This window comes from Streptomyces sudanensis (genome assembly GCF_023614315.1).
GTDB lineage: Bacteria > Actinomycetota > Actinomycetes > Streptomycetales > Streptomycetaceae > Streptomyces > Streptomyces sudanensis.
This window is the reverse complement of record NZ_CP095474.1, coordinates 3,198,416-3,216,589: the sequence shown is the minus strand read 5'-3', so window position 1 is coordinate 3,216,589 and position 18,174 is coordinate 3,198,416. Positions and strand designations below refer to the sequence as shown.

The 18,174-nt window shown below is 73.9% G+C and carries 19 protein-coding genes; 2 read left to right on the top strand and 17 right to left on the bottom strand.

Annotated elements, in window-relative coordinates:
- Nucleotides 1-81 precede the first annotated feature (81 nt).
- From MW084_RS15000 to MW084_RS14935, 14 genes are all read right to left on the bottom strand, one after another.
- The gene (locus MW084_RS15000; RefSeq protein WP_010474339.1) at nt 82-741 is read right to left on the bottom strand and encodes a response regulator; all 660 of its coding nucleotides are present in this window, start codon (nt 739-741) and stop codon (nt 82-84) included.
- Nucleotides 738-2,033: a sensor histidine kinase gene (locus tag MW084_RS14995; protein WP_010474340.1), complete on the bottom strand. Its 1,296-nt coding sequence runs from the start codon at nt 2,031-2,033 to the stop codon at nt 738-740. The genes MW084_RS15000 and MW084_RS14995 overlap by 4 nt, the downstream gene beginning before the upstream one ends.
- Nucleotides 2,034-2,434: 401 nt before the next feature.
- On the bottom strand, nt 2,435-3,334 hold the full coding sequence (locus MW084_RS14990) for an alpha/beta hydrolase (RefSeq protein ID WP_010474341.1): 900 nt from the start codon (nt 3,332-3,334) through the stop codon (nt 2,435-2,437).
- A 93-nt stretch (nt 3,335-3,427) separates the two neighbouring features.
- The gene (gene kynU, locus MW084_RS14985) at nt 3,428-4,666 is read right to left on the bottom strand and encodes a kynureninase (RefSeq protein ID WP_010474342.1); all 1,239 of its coding nucleotides are present in this window, start codon (nt 4,664-4,666) and stop codon (nt 3,428-3,430) included.
- Nucleotides 4,659-5,513, bottom strand: a complete 855-nt coding sequence (locus MW084_RS14980; protein ID WP_029553784.1) for a tryptophan 2,3-dioxygenase family protein — start codon at nt 5,511-5,513, stop codon at nt 4,659-4,661. The genes kynU and MW084_RS14980 overlap by 8 nt, the downstream gene beginning before the upstream one ends.
- 194 nt (nt 5,514-5,707) lie before the next feature.
- Nucleotides 5,708-6,121, bottom strand: a complete 414-nt coding sequence (locus MW084_RS14975; protein ID WP_010474344.1) for a DUF3151 domain-containing protein — start codon at nt 6,119-6,121, stop codon at nt 5,708-5,710.
- 26 nt (nt 6,122-6,147) lie between these two features.
- Nucleotides 6,148-7,317 carry a MalY/PatB family protein gene (locus MW084_RS14970; RefSeq protein ID WP_275563632.1) on the bottom strand — a complete coding sequence of 390 codons (1,170 nt, stop codon included), beginning with the start codon at nt 7,315-7,317 and terminating at the stop codon, nt 6,148-6,150.
- 77 nt (nt 7,318-7,394) lie between these two features.
- Nucleotides 7,395-8,477 carry a class II fructose-bisphosphate aldolase gene (gene fbaA, locus MW084_RS14965; protein ID WP_255119573.1) on the bottom strand — a complete coding sequence of 361 codons (1,083 nt, stop codon included), beginning with the start codon at nt 8,475-8,477 and terminating at the stop codon, nt 7,395-7,397.
- Between the two features lie 108 nt (nt 8,478-8,585).
- Nucleotides 8,586-9,131, bottom strand: a complete 546-nt coding sequence (pyrE, locus tag MW084_RS14960; protein ID WP_010471761.1) for an orotate phosphoribosyltransferase — start codon at nt 9,129-9,131, stop codon at nt 8,586-8,588.
- 35 nt (nt 9,132-9,166) lie between these two features.
- Nucleotides 9,167-9,958 carry an aldose epimerase family protein gene (locus MW084_RS14955; RefSeq protein ID WP_029553589.1) on the bottom strand — a complete coding sequence of 264 codons (792 nt, stop codon included), beginning with the start codon at nt 9,956-9,958 and terminating at the stop codon, nt 9,167-9,169.
- Between the two features lie 11 nt (nt 9,959-9,969).
- The gene (locus tag MW084_RS14950; RefSeq protein ID WP_010471757.1) at nt 9,970-10,905 is read right to left on the bottom strand and encodes an SRPBCC domain-containing protein; all 936 of its coding nucleotides are present in this window, start codon (nt 10,903-10,905) and stop codon (nt 9,970-9,972) included.
- A gap of 191 nt (nt 10,906-11,096) precedes the next feature.
- Nucleotides 11,097-11,633, bottom strand: a complete 537-nt coding sequence (locus tag MW084_RS14945; protein WP_010471753.1) for a DUF2617 family protein — start codon at nt 11,631-11,633, stop codon at nt 11,097-11,099.
- Nucleotides 11,634-12,018: 385 nt separating this feature from the next.
- On the bottom strand, nt 12,019-12,210 hold the full coding sequence (locus MW084_RS14940) for a hypothetical protein (RefSeq protein WP_158684339.1): 192 nt from the start codon (nt 12,208-12,210) through the stop codon (nt 12,019-12,021).
- 24 nt (nt 12,211-12,234) lie between these two features.
- Nucleotides 12,235-12,495 (bottom strand): hypothetical protein, encoded by a 261-nt coding sequence (locus tag MW084_RS14935; protein ID WP_086024588.1) that lies wholly within the window; start codon nt 12,493-12,495, stop codon nt 12,235-12,237.
- 144 nt (nt 12,496-12,639) lie between these two features.
- Between MW084_RS14935 and MW084_RS14930 the strand changes: the two genes are divergently transcribed.
- On the top strand, nt 12,640-13,824 hold the full coding sequence (locus MW084_RS14930) for a pyridoxal phosphate-dependent aminotransferase (RefSeq protein WP_010471750.1): 1,185 nt from the start codon (nt 12,640-12,642) through the stop codon (nt 13,822-13,824).
- Between the two features lie 55 nt (nt 13,825-13,879).
- Here the strand turns inward: MW084_RS14930 and MW084_RS14925 are convergent, their stop codons facing one another.
- Both MW084_RS14925 and clpB read right to left on the bottom strand, forming a co-directional pair.
- Nucleotides 13,880-14,419 carry a type III secretion system chaperone family protein gene (locus tag MW084_RS14925; RefSeq protein WP_029553588.1) on the bottom strand — a complete coding sequence of 180 codons (540 nt, stop codon included), beginning with the start codon at nt 14,417-14,419 and terminating at the stop codon, nt 13,880-13,882.
- 142 nt (nt 14,420-14,561) lie between these two features.
- Entirely contained in the window at nt 14,562-17,162 is a 2,601-nt protein-coding gene (gene clpB, locus MW084_RS14920; RefSeq protein ID WP_010471746.1) for an ATP-dependent chaperone ClpB, read from the bottom strand.
- Between the two features lie 126 nt (nt 17,163-17,288).
- On the opposite strand from clpB, the gene MW084_RS14915 reads away from it, so the two are divergent.
- Nucleotides 17,289-17,702 carry a pyridoxamine 5'-phosphate oxidase family protein gene (locus tag MW084_RS14915; protein WP_010471744.1) on the top strand — a complete coding sequence of 138 codons (414 nt, stop codon included), beginning with the start codon at nt 17,289-17,291 and terminating at the stop codon, nt 17,700-17,702.
- A 133-nt stretch (nt 17,703-17,835) separates the two neighbouring features.
- Here the strand turns inward: MW084_RS14915 and MW084_RS14910 are convergent, their stop codons facing one another.
- Nucleotides 17,836-18,153: a Rieske (2Fe-2S) protein gene (locus MW084_RS14910; RefSeq protein ID WP_010471742.1), complete on the bottom strand. Its 318-nt coding sequence runs from the start codon at nt 18,151-18,153 to the stop codon at nt 17,836-17,838.
- Between the last annotated feature and the right edge of the window lie 21 nt (nt 18,154-18,174).

Below are 18,174 nucleotides of genomic sequence, written 5' to 3'. Positions count from 1 at the left end.
ACGCCGGGCCCAGGACGCCGGACCGGGGGCACCGCGCCGGATACGCGACGTCCGGCCGGGCGCACCGTACCGGGGCGGTGCTCAGCCGGGGGTCACCAGGCGGGCCTCGTAGGCGAAGACCGCGGCCTGGGTGCGGTCGCGAAGGCCCAGCTTCACCAGGATCCGGCTCACGTGCGTCTTGATCGTGGACTCCGCCACCACCAGGCGCGCCGCGATCTCCGCGTTCGACAGGCCCTGCGCGATCAGTACCAGGACCTCCACCTCCCGTTCCGTCAGGGCACCGACCTGGGACAGCGCCGCTGACCGCGGCGACTCCACGCGCTTGGCGAACTCGGTGATCAGCCGCTTCGTCACCGTGGGCGCCAGCAGCGCCTCCCCCGCCGCCACCACGCGCACCCCGTCCGCCAGCTGCTGCGCCGACGCGTCCTTCAGCAGGAACCCGGACGCCCCGGCGCGCAGCGCCTGGTACACGTACTCGTCCAGGTCGAAGGTGGTCAGTACGAGCACCTTCGCGTCGCCGTCCGCCGCGACGATCTCCCGTGTCGCGTCGATGCCGTTCATCTCCGGCATGCGGATGTCCATCAGCACCACGTCCGGCCGCAGCACCGCGGCCCGCGCGACCGCCTCGCGGCCGTCGACCGCCTCGCCGATCACCTCGATGCCCGGCATCGCGTTCAGCAGGACGGAGAAACCCTCCCGCACCATCATCTGGTCGTCCACGACCAGGACCCGGATCGTCATGCCGCCCCGTCCCGCGCCACCGGTATGAACGCCGCCACCTCGTACCCGCCGTCCTCCGTCGCCCCCGCCGTCAGCTCGCCGTCGAGCATCGCGACCCGCTCCCGCATGCCGGTGATGCCGTGCCCGGCACCCGGCGACGGCTTGACCAGGCCGCGCGGCGGGCCGTTCACGACCCGCAGCCCCAGTCCGCCCAGCACGTAGCCGACCTCCACGCGGGCCGCCGCGCCCGGCGCGTGCCGCAGCACGTTCGACAGGGCCTCCTGCACGATGCGGTACGCGGACAGCTCCACGCCCTGCGGCAGTTCCCGCACCGCGCCGGTCACCACCTTCTCGACGCCCAGCCCGGCGTCGCGGACGTTGGCTATCAACCGGTCCAGATCGGCGAGGGTGGGCTGCGGGGCCTCGGGCGCCTCGTAGTCCTCCGCGCGGACGACGCCGAGGACGCGCCGCAACTCGGTCAGCGCGGCCACCGCGTTCTCCCGGATCGTCAGGAACGCCTGCTCCAGCTCGGGCGGCGGGTTCTCCACCCGGTACGGGGCGGCCTCCGCCTGGATGGCGACGACCGACATGTGGTGGGCGACCACGTCGTGCAGCTCCCGCGCGATCGTGGTGCGCTCCTCCAGCAGGGTGCGCATCGACCGCTCCTGCGCGGTGGCGGTCCGCTGCGCCGTCACCTCCTCCCGCGCCGCGCGCCGCACGTGCCACACGGTGACGACGAGCAGGGCCATCGCGGCGAAGAACAGCAGCTCCGGCGTGCTGGCACCGCCGTACCAACCGCCGAACAGGCCCTCGACGCACACCCCGTACACGCCGGTGACCACCCACATCCACGCCCCCGCGCGGGGCCGGCTCCGGGCCGCGACGACCGTCATGACCAGGATCTGCGTGAGGAAGGTGACGGGCAGCCACGGCCCACCCCCGCCGGCGACGAACGCGTACGCCGTCGCGGCCGACAGCGACGTCCAGAACGCGGCGACCGGCCGGACCAGCGTCATCAGCACGGCCACCGCCGGGAGGAGCCCGGCGAGGAAGAAGTCCGTCGTGCTGTACCCGATGGCGAAGACCAGCAGGGCTCCCGCCCCGACCACGGCGTGCGGGGCCCACACGCCGTACCGGCGCAGCCTGTCGGGCAGCCGCCGGAGGACGGGGCCGTCCGCGGCCAGGGGTGAAAGGGGCCGGTAGGCGAGGGCGTCCCGCAGGAGGTCCTCGCGCAGTCCCCGGAGCATCTCCGCCGCGTAGCGGAACTCGGGGCTGCGGCCGGCCGGAGCGATGCGCTGCGTCGTCTCGGTCACGAGAGTCACCGTACGGGCGCGACCGCCGCACGGCGTCGGACTGGAGAGGGTTTCCCGATGTCCCCCCTGAGTACTACGGGGCTCCCTGACGAGAAGGCCGCCGCGCCTTCTCGCATCCCGGCGGACCCCCTGCCGGAGGGCCCGCGCCGCAGGGCCCGTAGGGGCAGACCCGTGCGGGGCCCCGTGCCGGAGGCCCCCCGCCGGGCGCCCGAGGGGAGAACCGGCCTGGAGGACCCCCTACCGGAGTACGAGGTCCTCGTACGGAAAGCCGTGCCCCGTTCCACGGCGACGTGCCCGGCGCGGACCGCCCCGGGACCCTCCCGCCCGCGCCGGACGGAGGACCGGCCACGGGCCGGAACGGGCGAGGGCCGACCGGCGGCCGAACCGGCCGGATCGCGCCGTCACCGGGCGAGCCGGGTGATCTTCTCCGCGACCACGCCGCACGCGTCCGCCGCCGGGTCGATCAGCGGGAAGTGCCCCACGCCGTCCAGTACGGTCAGTCCGACCGCGCCGCCCGCCCGCGCGGCCGCCTCGGCGTACGCCTCGGCGACCGGCAGCGGCACCACGGTGTCCTCGCGGCCCTGCACGACGACGGTGGCGATGCCCGTGGGCGGCAGGACGGCGGGATCCGCCGACGCGGCCCGCTCCTCGAAGCCCTCCTCACCGCCCAGGAGCTGCGTCACGGCGCCGCCGCACACGCCCAGCTCCACGGCCCGCCCGAAGTGCGCGATCGGCGCGAGCGCGACGACACCGCGCAGCTCGGGCGGTTCCGGCCGCCGCCACGGCGACCCGGCGGGCAGGACGTGCCGGGCGGCGGCCCACAGCGCGAGGTGGCCCCCGGCGGAGTGGCCGGTGACGACGGTGCGGCGCGGGTCCGCCTGCGGCAGGTGCTCGGCGGCCAGCGCGGGCAGCGCGTCCAGTGCCGCCGCGACGTCGTCGAACGTCTCGGGCCACCGCCCCGCCACCGGTTCGGCGCCCGAGGGCGCGGGGAGGGCGGCGCCGCGCCGGTACTCGACGTTGGCGACGGCGAAGCCGCGGCGGGCGAGGCGGTCCGCGAAGGGGGAGACGTGCCACCGGTCGTACGGCGCCCGCCAGGCGCCGCCGTGCAGGACGACGACGAGCGGGACCCGGCCGCTCCGGTCACGGGGCGCGTAGAAGTCCACGACCTGATCGGGGTGCGCGCCGTACGGGGCGGTGGCGTCGGGCGCGACGGCCGGGTGCGACAGGGCCGACGCCTCCTCGGCCGCGTCACGAGCGGCGGCATCGCGAGCGGCGGCATCGGGAGCGGCGGGGTCGGGCATGCTGCTCAGCCTTTCGGTGACGGGTCCAAACCGGCCCGGCCTGCGGCGACCGCGCCGGGGCGAGGGTCTCCGCAGGCCGGGTCGAACGGCGGGCTACCGCCCGGCGCACACCTCCGCGAGCACGCGGGCCGCGCGCTCGGCGTCGGCGAAGCCGACGTACAGCGGGGTGAAGCCGAACCGCAGCACGTCGGGACGGCGCAGGTCGCCGACGACACCGCGCTCGATCAGCCGCGCCATGACGACGGGCGCGTCGTCGCAGGACAGCGCGACCTGGCTGCCGCGCTCCGCGTGCGCGGCCGGGGTGAGGGAGGTGAGCCGCCCCTCGGGGACGTACGCGCCGACGCACTCCAGGAAGAAGTCCGTCAGCGCGAGGCTCTTGGCCCGCACCTCGTGCACCGACACCCCGTCCCACACGTCGAGCGCCGCCTCCAGCGCCAGCATCGACAGGATGTCGGGCGTGCCGACCCTGCCGCGCCGCGCGCCGTCCACCGCCGCGTAGCCCGGGGACATCGCGAACGGGTCCGCGTGCGAGTTCCAGCCGGGCAGCGGCGAGTCGAAGCGCTCCTGGTGGCGCTGCGCGACGTACAGGTACGCGGGGGAGCCGGGCCCGCCGTTGAGGTACTTGTACGTGCAGCCCACGGCCAGGTCGACGCCGTTCGCGTCCAGGTCGACGGGGAGGGCGCCCGCGCTGTGGCACAGGTCCCACACCGCGAGGGCGCCCGCGTCCCGCACGGCGGCGGTGATGCCGGGCAGGTCGTGGAGGCGTCCGGTGCGGTAGTCGACGTGGTTGACGAGCGCGGCGGCGGTGCGCGGCCCGACCGCGGCCGGCACGTCGCCCGGCGCCACGGGCACCAGGCGGCGGCCGGTCATCCGGGCGGCGGACTCGGCGATGTACCCGTCCGTGGGGAACGTCGTCGCGTCCACGACGATCTCGTCCCGGTCGTCGCCGGCCATGCGCACGGCGCCGACCAGCGCCTTGAAGACGTTCACGCTGGTCGAGTCGCCGACGACGACCTGGCCCGGCGCCGCGCCGACGAGCGGGGCGATCCGGTCGCCGATCCGCTCCGGCGCGGTCCACCAGCCGCTCTCGTCCCACGAGCGGATGCGCAGCTCGCCCCACTCGTGGGCGACGACGTGCGCCATCCGGGCCGGTACGTGGCGGGGCAGCGCGCCGAGCGAGTTGCCGTCGAGGTAGACCGCGCCCTCGTCGAGCGCGAACAGGTCGCGCCGCTTCGCCAGCGGGTCGGCGGCGTCCAGCTCGGCGGCGCGCGCCGCCAGGGCCGGGGCGGCCGGGACGTCCCGGCCGTCGGTGGTCCGCAGGGCGTCAGACATGGCTGCGCGCCGTCCACAGCTCGGGGAACACGTTCTTGCGGGCCCGCTTCTCCAGCCAGGCGACCCCGGCGGAGCCGCCCGTACCGGTCTTGGAACCCATCGCACGGCGGGTGGCGACCAGGTGGTCGTTGCGCCAGCGCCACACCAGTTCGGCCACGTCGGTGAGCGCCTCGCCCAGCTCGACCAGGTCGCGGTGGTCCTCCGGGGAGGCGTACAGCGCGGCCCAGACCTCCTCGACCTGCTGCGACGGCTCGTACCGCTGCGTCAGGTCCCGCTCCAGGACCTCCGCCGGCACGGGCAGCCCGCGCCGCGCCAGCAGCCGCAGCACCTCGTCGTACAGGCTGGGCTCGGCGAGCGCCTTCTCCAGCTCGGCATGGACGCGGGGCGTGCCCCGGTGCGGCACCAGCATGGACGCGGACTTGTCGCCGAGCAGGAACTCCAGGCGGCGGTACATCGCCGACTGGAAGCCGGAGCCCTCGCCGAGCGCGGAGCGGTACCGGTTGAACTGCCCGGGCGTGAGGCGGGCGATCGGGTTCCAGGAGGCGTTCAGCGCCTCCAGCTCGTGCGTCGAGCGGCGCAGGGCTTCCATCGCGTCGGGGATCCGGTCCTCGCCGAGCGCGCGGCTCGCGGTCTCCCACTCGTGGACGATGACGGTGAACCACAGCTCCATCACCTGGGTGGTCACCAGGAACACCATCTCTCCGGGGTCGTCGGAGCGCAGGTGCTGGAGGTGGGTGAGGACGTCCGCCTGGACGTAGTCCTCGTAGGGCGTGGTGCCCGCGAAGTCCAGGTTCGGCATGTCCGAACCGGTCTCGGGGGCAGTAGGGGGGGTAGGCGAAGTAGACATCGCTGTCTCCGTCAATGCGTGCTACCGGGTAGCGGTCCGCTCCTTCTCTGTGTGGTGGAGCCCCGGTCCCCTCGGGACCGGGCGTGATCCGCGCCTCGGTCCCGGTCGCATCATGACATGAACGCCCCGGCGATGTAACGGGCTCCTCCGCCACACCGCGGGCCCGGCGGCGACGGGCCCGCGGCGGCGGGGCCTCAGCCGAGGGTGTCGGCGGCGAGCGGGGAGGAGTCGCGCAGGAACGCCGAGCAGCGCTCGTACTCCTCCTGCTCGCCGATCTCCCGCGCCGCCCGCGCCAGGGCGTGCAGGGAGCGCAGGAAGCCGCGGTTCGGCTCGTGCTCCCACGGCACCGGGCCGTGGCCCTTCCAGCCGCTGCGGCGCAGCGCGTCCAGGCCCCGGTGGTAACCGGTGCGGGCGTAGGCGTAGGACTCGACGACGCGGCCCCCCTCGTACGCCACGTCCGCGAGACGGGCCCAGGCGAGCGAGGACGCCGGATGCTTGGCGGCGACCTCCTCGGGCGCGGTCCCGGACTCCAGCAGCTCGCGCGGCTCCGGGTCATCGGGCAGGTGGGTGGGGGGCGGTCCCCCCAGGAGGTTCTCGTGAATGGCCATGGCCCCAGTCTGCTACGGCCGGCCGGTCAGGCCGCCATGCGGGTCAGGGTGCGGACCAGCGCGTCGATCCCCCGCTCGGCCTTGCCGCGCGGGCAGCCCAGGTTGATCCGTACGAACCCCTTCGTGCCGTAGGTGGCTCCGGGCCGTACGGCGACCTTCTCGCGGGCCACCAGTTCGTCGTTCAGCGCCTCGTCGTCCACGCCCAGCGGGCGCAGGTCCAGCCACGCCAGGTACCCGGCCTGCGGCGGCGCGTACAGGGCGCGTCCGGGGAAGGCGTCCTCCAGCCGGTCGGCCAGCAGCCGCAGGTTGGCCAGCACGTACGGGCGCAGCCGGTCCAGCCAGGCCGCGCCGTGCCGGTAGGCGGCGGTGTGCGCGGCCAGGCCCAGTGCGGACGGCGAGTTCAGGCCCTCGCCGCGCTCCGTGCGCCGCTCGAACTCGGCGCGGTCCGCGGGATCGGCGACGATCCCGTAGGCGGCGTTGAGCGCGGGGAAGTTGAACGCCTTGGACCCGGAGGTGATCAGCGCCCAGCGCGTGCCCCCCGGCGCCACGACCGTCCACGGCACGTGCCGGTGCCCGTCGTGCGTCAGGTCCGCGTGGATCTCGTCGCTGACGACCGCCACGCCGTACCGCTCCGCCAGCGCCGCGAAGTCCCCCAGCTCCGCCTCGGTCCACACCCGGCCCGTCGGGTTGTGCGGCGAGCACAGCAGCAGCATCGTGCTGTCGGGCCGGGCCAGTTCCCGTTCCAGGGCGGCGGTGTCCCCGACGGGGACGCCCCGCAGTTCCCGCCCGTGCGCGTCGAGCGCCTTGAGGAAGCCGTCGTACGTGGGGACGTGCGCCACCACCCCGTCGCCGGGCCGCGTCCACATCCGCAGCAGCTGCGCCAGCTCGCTCAGCACGGACGGCCCGAAGACCAGCGCCGCCGGGTCGACGGCGACGCTGTGGCGCGTCGCCCACCAGTCCCGTACGGCCTCCGGGAAACCGGTGTGCCGCCAGTCGGTGTAGCCGAAGACGCCCCGCTCGACGCGCTGCCGGACGGCGTCCAGCACCTCGGGCGCGAGGAGGAAGTCCATGTCGGAGACGGTGAACGGGAGCAGGTCCGGCTCCCCGTACAGCTCGGGCAGCACATCCCACTGGAACGAGGCGGTGCCGCCCATCGGGACCACCGTGTCGAAGTCGTACGTCGTCTCGTGCGCCATGTTCCCCTCCTGCGGAGCGGGCCCGGCACCGCGCCCCCGCACGGTGCCGGGCCCCCGGCCTGCGGTCCCGGTGGCGCCTACTTCAGCCTCGTACCCGCCGAGCGCAGCGCCTGGCACGCCTCGACGACACGCTTGGCCATGCTCGCCTCGGCCGCCTTGCCCCAGGTGCGCGGGTCGTACGCCTTCTTCGAGCCGACCTCGCCGTCGACCTTGAGGACGCCGTCGTAGTTCCGGAACATGTGGTCCGCGACCGGGCGGGTGAAGGCGTACTGCGTGTCGGTGTCGATGTTCATCTTGACGACGCCGTTCTCCAGCGCCGTGGAGATCTCCTCCTGCGTGGAGCCGGAGCCGCCGTGGAAGACGAAGTCGAACGGGTCGGCCTTGCCGAAGCGCTCGGCGACGCCCTGCTGGAGGTCCTTCAGCAGCTCGGGGCGGAGCACGACGTTGCCCGGCTTGTACACGCCGTGGACGTTGCCGAAGGAGGCGGCCAGCAGGTAGCGGCCCTTCTCGCCCAGGCCGAGGGCCTCGGCGGTGCGGATCGCGTCGTCGACGGTGGTGTACAGCTCGTCGTTGATCTCGTGGGAGACGCCGTCCTCCTCACCGCCGGTCGGGGTGATCTCGACCTCGAGGACGATCCTGGCGGCGGCGGCCTGGGCGAGCAGCTCCTGGCCGATCGCCAGGTTGTCGGCGAGGTTCTCGGCGGAGCCGTCCCACATGTGCGACTGGAACAGCGGGTTCCCGCCCTTGGCGACGCGCTCGGCGGAGAGGGCCAGCAGCGGGCGGACGTAGCCGTCCAGCTTGTCCTTCGGGCAGTGGTCGGTGTGGAGCGCGACCGTGACGTCGTACTTCGCGGCGACGATGTGCGCGAACTCGGCCAGGGCGACCGCACCGGTCACCATGTCCTTGTTGTGCTGCCCGCCCAGGAACTCCGCGCCACCGGTCGAGACCTGGATGATGCCGTCGCTCTCCGCCTCCGCGAAACCGCGCAGGGCGGCGTGCAGGGTCTGCGACGACGTCACGTTGATGGCCGGGTAGGCGAACTTGCCTGCCTTCGCCCGGTCGAGCATCTCGTTGTAGACCTCGGGGGTTGCGATGGGCATCTGTCCGCTCCTTGTGATCTGCGGTTGCGTGGCTGATCCCTGACCTGGGGGCGACGTCATCGCCGCACCCATCTTCCCAGAAGGGCCCCNNCGGAGCCCGCCCCCCGGACGCCCGGAGGCGTGCGCCGTTTCACGTGAAACGGCGCACGCCTCCGGGGTCGCGGAACCTCAGGCCAGGCCCAGCTCGTCCAGCGCGTAGGCGTACCGGTACGGCACACCGGCCGTACCGGCGATCTTCTCGCCGGCGCCGGTCGCGCGGTCCACGATCGTGGCGACCGCGACGACCTCGGCGCCCGCCTCCCGGACCGCCTCCACGGCCGTCAGCGGGGAGCCGCCGGTGGTGGAGGTGTCCTCCACCACCAGCACGCGGCGGCCCCTGACGTCCGGGCCCTCGACACGGCGCTGCATCCCGTGCGCCTTGGCGGCCTTGCGGACGACGAACGCGTCCAGTGCGCGACCGCGCGCGGCGGCGGCGTGCAGCATCGACGTGGCGACCGGGTCGGCGCCCAGGGTCAGGCCGCCCACCGCGTCGTAGTCGAGGTCGGCGGTGAGGTCGAGCATGACCTGACCGACGAGCGGCGCGGCGGCGCCGTCCAGCGTGATCCGGCGGAGGTCGACGTAGTAGTCGGCCTCCAGCCCCGAGGAGAGGGTCACCCTGCCGTGCACCACGGCCTTGTCCTTGATCTGCTGGAGCAGATTCGCTCGTACGTCCATGTCCCGAGCTTAAGCCGCCCCGGACGGGCCCCGTGTCAGAGGCGGCGCCACGTCCAGGTCGAGGCGATCTCCAGCGGGTCGATGGGCGTGACGAGGCGCGGTGCCGTGTTGAGCCCGTTCGGCGGGCCCGACTGCGGTTCCACGCACACGGCGGCCTCCTGCTCGTCGTACACGACGACCCACGGGACGCGGCTGGTGACCCTCACCTCCAAGCGCTCCGGCCAGGTGAGGGTGACGTCCACCCCGTCCGGCATGCCGAAGCAGTCGTCCCACGGCCCGGGCCGGGGTTCGACGCGGCGGCCGGTGGGGAGGTGGTCCTCGCCGCGCTCCTCCTGCCACTCGGGCGCGAAGTCGATCTCGACCGCGCTGCCGTCGAGGACGCGGTTGAACCACGGATGCCAGCCGGCCTGCGCCGGGAAGGAGTCGCCGTACGTCTCGACTCCCAGGTTCAGGGTGAGTGCGGCGTCGGTCAGCTCGAAGGTCTGGGTGACCCTGCCGGGGTACGGCCACGGCTCGGCCAGGTCGTAGGTGAAGGCCGCCTCCGTCTCCCCGGTGCGGGCCGTGCGCCAGGCGGTGTCGCGGCCGGTGCCGTGGATGGCGTGCGGCGGGGAGTTGAGCGGCAGCCGGTGCCGTGTCGCACCGTTCAGGAACCGCCCCCGGTCGGTCCGCCCGCACCAGGGGACCATCGGGAAGCAGCCGTACCGCTCGCCCTGGCGCAGCAGTTCGGTGCCGGCCACCTTCAGGCTCGCGATGCGGCAGCCGTTCTCCGGCACGATGGTCAACTCGACGTCTCCGGCGGCCAGCCGGACCTCTTCGCTCATGCTCACACCACCCGACCTTACGTGCGCCGGGACCGCCTCCGGCGGCGCAGCGCACGGCCGAGGACGACCACCGAGGCGAGGACGAGTGCGGCGGCGGGGGCAAGCCAGCGCAGCACGCCGGTCCCGGCGGTCGTGTCGGGACCCGGCACGGGGGCGTACCGGCCGCGCGGCGGGGCGTGGTCGACCTCCTCGGCGCTGCGTCCGATCATCGTCCGCCGGGCGTGCGCGGCCTCGGCGGGCGGTTCGGTGTCGTCGACCGGGAAGTCGTCCGCGTCGAACGGGTCGAGCGAGGAGGGCGGAACGGACGCGCCGAAGACCCCGGGCGGCCCCTCGGAGGCGTCACCGGATCCCCCGTCGCCGACGCCGTCGAGGTCCGGGCCGTCCGGGTCGACGCCGTCGAGGTCCGCGCCGCCGAGGTCCGGGCCGTCGATGCCGCCAGGGTCCCTACCGCCGAGGTCCGGGCCGCCCAGGTCGACGCCGTCGAGATCCGGGCCGCCGAGGTCCGCGCCGCCGCCCGGTGTCCGGTCCGCCTCCTGCGCCAGGGCCTCGCCGAAGCGGTCCAGGAGGCGGCGCGCCGTCGTCGCGAGCGTGTCACCGGGGAGTTCCGCCAGGCGGCCCTCCGCTCTCGCCGTCCCGGTGAACGCCAGGACGGTGCCGCCCTCGGCGGGGACGAGCCTGGTGGTGAGCGTGACCTTCACCCCGCCGCTGCCGCGCGCCTCCACGCCCTCGCCCTCCAGGCCGCACCCGCCGTCGTCCCGTACGGCGAGGTGCAGCGCGCCCCGGTAGGTGACGGTCTGCCCGCCGGCACGCACCTTGAGGCGGCCCGCCAGCGGATCCGCCGACGCGTCGGCGTCCTGCTGGAGTCCCGGGACGCAGCGGGCGACGCGCACGGGGTCCGTCAGGACGGCCCGGAGGGACTGCACGGGAACCGGAACGAACACCTCATGCTCCATGACAGCCGAGCCTACCCACGCCGGACCGTCACGCACCCCCGCCGTACGCGGCCCGCCGTGAAGTCGGCGGACCGCGGCGCGCGGACCTGCGGGCCGTCCTCACGAGGCCCTTGCGGCGCCCCGCTCGGAAGGCCGGGCCGACGAGGTGCGGGGACGCCCGGACGCCCCCGCCGTACGGCTCCCCGCGGCGGTCACCCGTGCGGCTGCCCGCGGTGCCGGTCCCGCGGCGCGAACCCGACACTGGTGCGGGTCACCACCAGCTGCCTCTCCTGCGGGTACGCGTGCCAGGTGCGCCACCGCACCCGGTCCCCGTCCCGCTGCGCCAGCATGGCCGTGAACGCGTGCGGCGAACCCGGGAACGTACCAGCCAGGCCCTGCGGGTGATCCGCGACGAGTGCCAGCAGCTCCTGCGCGCGTTCCGCGAACGCCCCGGGCGACAGCGCCTCCACGTGCGCCGCGAACTCGTACTCCCGGCCGCCGACCTGCCTGGCCACGCCCAGGGGCAGCGGCGTGGAGCTGCCGGGCATGCAGGCGACCGTCTCCGAGCAGGTGGCGCCCCCCTCTTCCAGCAGCACCTGGTGGGACGCCCCGAGGAGCCTCATCTGGAGCCTGGCCCCGCCCAGTTCGAGGTCGAGGACGGCGAGGGCGGGAAGCGCCTCCCTCCCCAGCGTCCAGGCCAGATCGGCCGCACGCGTGTCGGTGTACGCAGTCTGAAGGGTGGTGAGCATGGGTCAGCTCCGCAAGCACGATGACGTGACGGTGGACCGGGGGGTGGCGTCGTCCCGCGAGACGCTCCGGGGAATCGAGGTACCGGCTCGGAACCCGCGCGGGGCCCGAGGGCTCGAAGCACTCGACAACGAGCCAACCACGAACCGGTGTTGCCCATAGCGCCTTTGACCAAGTCGGCCGCGAATCCGCCCCCCGAGAGCGCTTGGCGGCGCAACTGTTCACCCTTCAGGGGGGATTGGGGAATCCTTGTTCAGACGAACACCGGCTCCCCGGGTCTCCATGCCCACCGGGTCTCCATGCCCCCGGGTCTCCATGCCCACCGGATCCCTACGCGGCCGGCCCGGACTGCGGGCCGGCCGCGCCCTTCGGTCGCCGTCGTGTCCGTCAGTCGCCGCTCCCGCAGCCGCGGGACGGGTCGCCGTCGGAGCCGGCCCACGGGCCCGCCCCGTCGGCGTCACTGGCCGCACCGCCCCGGCCCCCACTGCCGTGGCCCTGCGGGGAGCGACCCCCCATGAGTACCGCCAGCCCCGTCAGGAGCAGCAGGACCGCACTGCACACCACGATCGCCCCACTCATGTCGAACACTTTCCCCCCCTCGTCTCAGGAGCCCCCGCCGCAACCACCGCCGCACGACGAACCGCCGTCCGACGACGAACTCCCGCCCGACGACGAACTCCCGTCCGACGACGAACCACCGTCCGACGACGAACCGTCCCCGGCCCACCAGCCGCCCCCGCCGGACGACGACGAGACGCGCCGACGGCTCCCGCTCCGCCCCCCGGCGCCCGCCCGCGCGACGGCGACGGTGATTCCCAGGAGCCCCACCAGCACCATCACCCCGATGACCGCAGCCAGTCCCATCCCGTGTCCTCTCCCCGTGTGATGTGTGCCCGGGAGATGCCCGCCCCGGCGACACGCCCAATCCGCACTTGAGGAACTCCAGAGGTTCGGGCCGCCCGCGCGCCCCTCCTTGAGGCGGCTCCCGCTTGCCCCCAGGATGACGCCATGACCAGAGCAGCGCTCAACCGCCGCCTCACCGGCTTCGGCACGACGATCTTCGCCGAGATGTCCGCCCTCGCGGCCGCCACCGGCTCCATCAACCTCGGCCAGGGATTCCCCGACACCGACGGCCCCGAGGAGATCCGCGAGGCGGCCGTCCGCGCCCTGCGCGAGGGCCTCGGCAACCAGTACCCGCCCGGCCCCGGCGTCCCGGAGCTGCGCACCGCGATCGCCGACCACCAGCGGCGGCGGTACGGCCTCGAGTACGACCCCGACACCGAGGTCCTGGTCACCGTGGGCGCGACGGAGGCGATCGCCGCGGCCCTGCTGGCACTGGTGGAACCGGGAGACGAGGTCATCGCCCTGGAGCCGTACTACGACTCGTACGCGGCGTGCATCGCCATGGCGGGCGGCACGCGCGTCCCCGTCCCGCTGCGCCCCGACCCGGCGGGCGGCCGGTTCGTCCTCGACCTGGACGAACTGCGGGCGGCCGTCACCGACCGCACCCGGCTCCTCCTGCTCAACACCCCGCACAACCCCACCGGCACCGTCCTCACCCGCGAGGAGCTGGCCGCCGTCGCGGCGCTCGCCGTCGAGCGGGACCTGCTGGTCGTCACCGACGAGGTCTACGAGCACCTGGTCTTCGACGGGGCGGAGCACGTGCCGATCGCGACGTTCCCGGGGATGCGGGAGCGCACGGTGACCGTCTCGTCCGCCGGGAAGACGTTCTCCTTCACGGGCTGGAAGGTCGGCTGGCTGACCGCGCCGCCCGAGCTGACGGCCGCCGTGCGCACCGCGAAGCAGTACCTCACGTACGTGGCGTCGGGGCCGTTCCAGTACGCCGTCGCGGAGGCGCTGCGGCTTCCGGAGTCGTACTTCGACACGCTGCGGGCGGACCTGGAGGGCAAGCGGGACATCCTCGCCGCGGGGCTGGCGGCGGCCGGCTTCACGGTGTACCGGTCGCGGGGCACGTACTTCGTCACCGCGGACGCCGCCGCGCTGGGCGAGGAGGACGGGGTCGCGTTCTGCCGGTCGCTGCCCGAGCGGTGCGGGGTCGTCGCCGTCCCCAACGCGGTCTTCTACGACCGCGCGGACACGGGGCGGACGCTGGTCCGGTTCGCGTTCTGCAAGAAGGAGGCGGTGCTGCGGGAGGCGGCCGACCGCCTCGCCCGCCTCCGGCCGGGGCGGTGACCTCCTGCGGCCACCGCCTCCGGTCGGACCGCGGCCGTGCGGGCCGCGGGGCCGCTCAGGCCTCGTCGCCCTCGGCGGGCTCGCCGCCCTCACCGGGCTCCAGGCCCAGCTGCTCCACCATCCACTTGTCGAACTCGATCGACGCGCGGACCCAGCTGACGGTCGACGACACGAAGTGCTCCAGGCTGACGCCCATGCCGATGAGCATCTGCGCCTCGCCGATGAGCCGGACGGTGGCGCCGCCCTGCTCGTCCTCGTGGAGGTGGGTGTAGACCTTGGGCCACAGGGTGCGGCGGTTCCAGTCGTCGACGAGTTCGAGGATCTTGGCGCGGTCCTCGGACGGGTGCGGGCGGTCGTAGAACGTGCGCACGGAGAAGACCTGCTGCTCCGCCTCGCCGCGGAACATGAAGTAGGTGCGGAAGTCCTCCCACGGCGCCGCGAGGTCGCCCTCGTCGTCGACGACGTACTTGAGCTCCATCTGCTCCAGGAGCTGCTTCACCAGGTCCTGGTCGGGGACGACGGGGCCCGCCGGTCCTGCGGCCTGAGGCTGGGGCTGTCCCCCGAAATTCGGAATCGAGGACGGGTCGATGCTCACCGGGTAATTCCCTTCGTACGGATACCCGCCATCCTCCCCCATCCCGGCCCGTCGGTGGCAACCCCGAACGGCTCCGATCCACCGCGGTCCGTGCCGCGCCGCCGCCCCGACAGGGTGGCGGCGCGGCACGGGCCGGCGGGGATCACCGGACCGGCGCCACCGACAGGTCGCCGTCCTCCCGGTCCACGCGGACCGTGTCGCCGTCCCGGATCTCGCCGGACAGGATCTCCCGCGCCAGGCGGTCCCCGATGGCCGTCTGGACCAGGCGGCGCAGCGGCCGCGCGCCGTACGCCGGGTCGTTGCCCTCGTCGGCGAGCCACTCCAGGGCCGCCGGGGTGACGTCCAGGGTGAGGCGGCGCTCCGCGAGGCGGCGGGCCAGCCGGCCGATCTGGAGCCGCGCGATGTGGGCGAGCTCGTCGCGCGTGAGGGCCGAGAAGACCACGATGTCGTCCAGCCGGTTCAGGAACTCCGGCTTGAAGGAGGCGCGGACCACCTCCAGGACCTGCTCCCGCTTCTCCGCCTCCGTCGTCGTCGGCTCCATCAGGAAGTGGCTGCCCAGGTTGGAGGTGAGCACCAGGATGGTGTTGCGGAAGTCGACCGTCCGCCCCTGCCCGTCCGTGAGCCGGCCGTCGTCGAGGACCTGGAGGAGGATGTCGAAGACCTCCGGGTGGGCCTTCTCCACCTCGTCCAGCAGGATCACACTGTACGGGCGGCGGCGCACCGCCTCCGTCAGCTGGCCGCCCTCCTCGTAGCCGACGTACCCGGGGGGCGCGCCGACGAGGCGGGCGACGGAGTGCTTCTCGCCGTACTCCGACATGTCGATGCGGACCATCGCCCGCTCGTCGTCGAAGAGGAAGTCCGCGAGCGCCTTGGCCAGTTCCGTCTTGCCGACGCCGGTCGGCCCCAGGAAGAGGAACGAGCCGGTCGGCCGGTCGGGGTCGGCGATGCCCGCGCGGGTGCGGCGCACGGCGTCGGAGACCGCCCGGACCGCCTGGGCCTGCCCGATCAGGCGCCTGCCGAGCTCCTCCTCCATGCGGAGCAGCTTCTGCGTCTCGCCCTCCAGGAGCCGCCCGGCGGGGATGCCGGTCCAGGAGCCGACCACGTCCGCGATGTCGTCGGGGCCGACCTCCTCCTTGACCATCTTGTCGGTGCCGCCGGTCGTCTTGGCGGCCTCCTCCTCCGCCTCCGTCGCCGCGGCCAGTTCCCGCTCGACGGCCGGGATCTCCCCGTACAGCAGCTTGGACGCCGTGTCGAAGTCGCCGTCGCGCTGGGCGCGCTCGGCCTGCCCGCGCAGGTCGTCGAGGCGCTCCTTCAGCTCACCGACGCGGTTGAGGCCCTGCTTCTCCTTCTCCCAGCGGGCGGTCAGACCGCGCAGCTCCTCCTCCTTGTCGGCGAGGTCGCGGCGCAGCTTCTCCAGGCGCTGGACGGAGGCGGGGTCGGTCTCGCTCTTCAGCGCCAGCTCCTCCATGCGGAGGCGGTCGACGGCGCGCTGCAGCTCGTCGATCTCCACGGGCGACGAGTCGATCTCCATCCGGAGCCGGGAGGCCGCCTCGTCGACGAGGTCGATCGCCTTGTCGGGGAGGAAGCGGGATGTGATGTACCGGTCGGAGAGCGTCGCCGCGGCGACCAGTGCCGAGTCCGCGATCTGCACCTTGTGGTGGGCCTCGTACCGGCCCTTCAGACCGCGCAGGATGGCGATCGTGTCCTCGACGGTCGGCTCGGCGACCAGGACCTGCTGGAAGCGGCGCTCCAGCGCCGGGTCCTTCTCGATGCGCTCACGGTACTCGTCGAGCGTGGTGGCACCGACCATGCGCAGCTCGCCGCGGGCCAGCATCGGCTTGAGCATGTTGCCGGCGTCCATGGCGGAGTCGCCGCCGGCGCCCGCGCCGACGACCGTGTGCAGCTCGTCGATGAAGGTGACGATCCGGCCCTCGCTCTCCTTGATCTCGGAGAGGACGGTCTTCAGCCGCTCCTCGAACTCGCCCCGGTACTTCGCCCCGGCGACCATGGCGCCCAGGTCGAGGGAGACGAGCCGCTTGTCGCGCAGCGACTCGGGCACGTCGCCCTTCACGATGCGCTGGGCGAGGCCCTCGACGACGGCGGTCTTGCCGACGCCGGGCTCGCCGATGAGGACGGGGTTGTTCTTGGTGCGCCGCGACAGCACCTGGACGACGCGGCGGATCTCCTGGTCGCGGCCGATGACCGGGTCGAGCCTGCCCTCCCGGGCGGCGGCCGTGAGGTCCGTGCCGAACTTCTCCAGTGCCTTGTACTGGCCCTCCGGGTCCTGGGTAGTGATGCGGCGCGTGCCGCGGGAGCCGGTGAAGGCGGCCAGCAGCTTCTTCGCGTCGGCGCCCTGCCGGGTGAGCAGTTCGCCGGCCGGTCCGCCCTTGGCGGCGATGCCGATGAGCAGGTGCTCCGTCGACAGGTACTCGTCGCCGAGCTCCCGGGCGCGGGCCTGGGCGTCGGCGACGACGGCCAGCAGGTCGCGGTTGGGCTGCGGCGGGGCGACGGTCGACCCGGTGACGCTCGGGAGGGCGGCGAGGAGCCGCTCGGCGCCCGAGCGCACGGCGGCCTGGTCGGCCTCGACGGCGGCGAGCAGGTCGGTGAGGTTCTCGTTGTCCTGGCCGGAGAGCAGCGCCAGCAGCAGGTGCGCCGGGGTCAGGTCCGGGTGTCCGTCGGACACGGCGCGGCTGGTGGCGGCGTTGAGGGCGTCCCGGCTCTTGTTGGTCAGCTCGGCGTCCACGTGTGCTTGGTCCTCCTCGGGTGCCGGTGCGCCTGCACACCGGCTTTGACTCAGCCAACGTCCACAAAATTGAGTCTATTCCACTCAAGGTGGTGGAGGCCAGCGACCGCCGGTAGGTTCCGGCCCATGGCCATCGACCTGCGCAACCCCGACCCCTCCTACGTCAGCTTCTGGCGGGAGCGGCACATGTGCACCCTGACGACCCTCCGCCCGGACGGCACCCCGCACGTCGTGGCGGTGGGCGTGACGTACGACCCCGAGGGCGGCGAGCGGGGCCTGGCGCGCGTGATCACCAACAGGAACAGCCGGAAGGTGGCCAACATCCTGGCCGCCGGCCCCGGCGGGGCGCGGGTCGCCGTGTGCCAGGTGGACGCGGGCCGCTGGGCGACGCTGGAGGGCCGCGCGACGATCCGCACGGAGCCCGAGGCCGTCGCGGACGCCGTCGCCCGGTACGCGCGGCGGTACGGCCGCACCCCCGCGCCGAACCCGGACCGGGTCGTGGTGGAGATCGCCCTCACCCGGGCCATGGGGCGCGCCTGAGCGCGTGCGCGGCTTCGGGGGCGCGGCCCGTTCCGTACGCGCGCAGCACAACGGCGCCATCGTGTTTCAGGTCCACGATGGCGCCGCTGTGTGGGGGAAGCACCTGAACGATCTGGAACGACGGGGGAATCGCTCAGGCGCTGCGGGGGGTGGCGGTGGTGGTCTCGGTCTCGACCAGCTGATGGTCACGCTGGTCGAGGTTGACGAAGATCATTCCGTAGCGGACGGCGCAACGGACGGGCTTCGGCGCGCCGCGCGGCCGGCGGAGGCACCGGTAGGCGCGGATGTCCTCGTCGTCTCCGCGGGTGATGACGATCGGCTCGCCGAAGAGGGTGACCATCAACGAATCGCCACCCTGGGGGACGGCGGTGACGAGGTCGATGAAATGCCACCCGGACCGGTAGGCGGACGCCATCTCGCGGCGGAAGCGGGAGTCGTCGGGGACGTTCATGCGACGGCACCCGCCGGCGCG

What these genes read in the sequence shown, in the direction of transcription:
- MW084_RS15000 (WP_010474339.1), bottom strand. Translation starts at nt 741, where the DNA reads ATGACGATCCGGGTCCTGGTCGTGGACGACCAGATGATGGTGCGGGAG.
- MW084_RS14990 (WP_010474341.1), bottom strand. Translation starts at nt 3,334, where the DNA reads ATGCCCGACCCCGCCGCTCCCGATGCCGCCGCTCGCGATGCCGCCGCT.
- kynU (WP_010474342.1), bottom strand. Translation starts at nt 4,666, where the DNA reads ATGTCTGACGCCCTGCGGACCACCGACGGCCGGGACGTCCCGGCCGCC.
- MW084_RS14980 (WP_029553784.1), bottom strand. Translation starts at nt 5,513, where the DNA reads ATGTCTACTTCGCCTACCCCCCCTACTGCCCCCGAGACCGGTTCGGAC.
- MW084_RS14975 (WP_010474344.1), bottom strand. Translation starts at nt 6,121, where the DNA reads ATGGCCATTCACGAGAACCTCCTGGGGGGACCGCCCCCCACCCACCTG.
- MW084_RS14970 (WP_275563632.1), bottom strand. Translation starts at nt 7,317, where the DNA reads ATGGCGCACGAGACGACGTACGACTTCGACACGGTGGTCCCGATGGGC.
- fbaA (WP_255119573.1), bottom strand. Translation starts at nt 8,477, where the DNA reads ATGACGTCGCCCCCAGGTCAGGGATCAGCCACGCAACCGCAGATCACA.
- pyrE (WP_010471761.1), bottom strand. Translation starts at nt 9,131, where the DNA reads ATGGACGTACGAGCGAATCTGCTCCAGCAGATCAAGGACAAGGCCGTG.
- MW084_RS14950 (WP_010471757.1), bottom strand. Translation starts at nt 10,905, where the DNA reads ATGGAGCATGAGGTGTTCGTTCCGGTTCCCGTGCAGTCCCTCCGGGCC.
- MW084_RS14945 (WP_010471753.1), bottom strand. Translation starts at nt 11,633, where the DNA reads ATGCTCACCACCCTTCAGACTGCGTACACCGACACGCGTGCGGCCGAT.
- MW084_RS14940 (WP_158684339.1), bottom strand. Translation starts at nt 12,210, where the DNA reads ATGAGTGGGGCGATCGTGGTGTGCAGTGCGGTCCTGCTGCTCCTGACG.
- MW084_RS14935 (WP_086024588.1), bottom strand. Translation starts at nt 12,495, where the DNA reads ATGGGACTGGCTGCGGTCATCGGGGTGATGGTGCTGGTGGGGCTCCTG.
- MW084_RS14930 (WP_010471750.1), top strand. Translation starts at nt 12,640, where the DNA reads ATGACCAGAGCAGCGCTCAACCGCCGCCTCACCGGCTTCGGCACGACG.
- MW084_RS14915 (WP_010471744.1), top strand. Translation starts at nt 17,289, where the DNA reads ATGGCCATCGACCTGCGCAACCCCGACCCCTCCTACGTCAGCTTCTGG.
- MW084_RS14910 (WP_010471742.1), bottom strand. Translation starts at nt 18,153, where the DNA reads ATGAACGTCCCCGACGACTCCCGCTTCCGCCGCGAGATGGCGTCCGCC.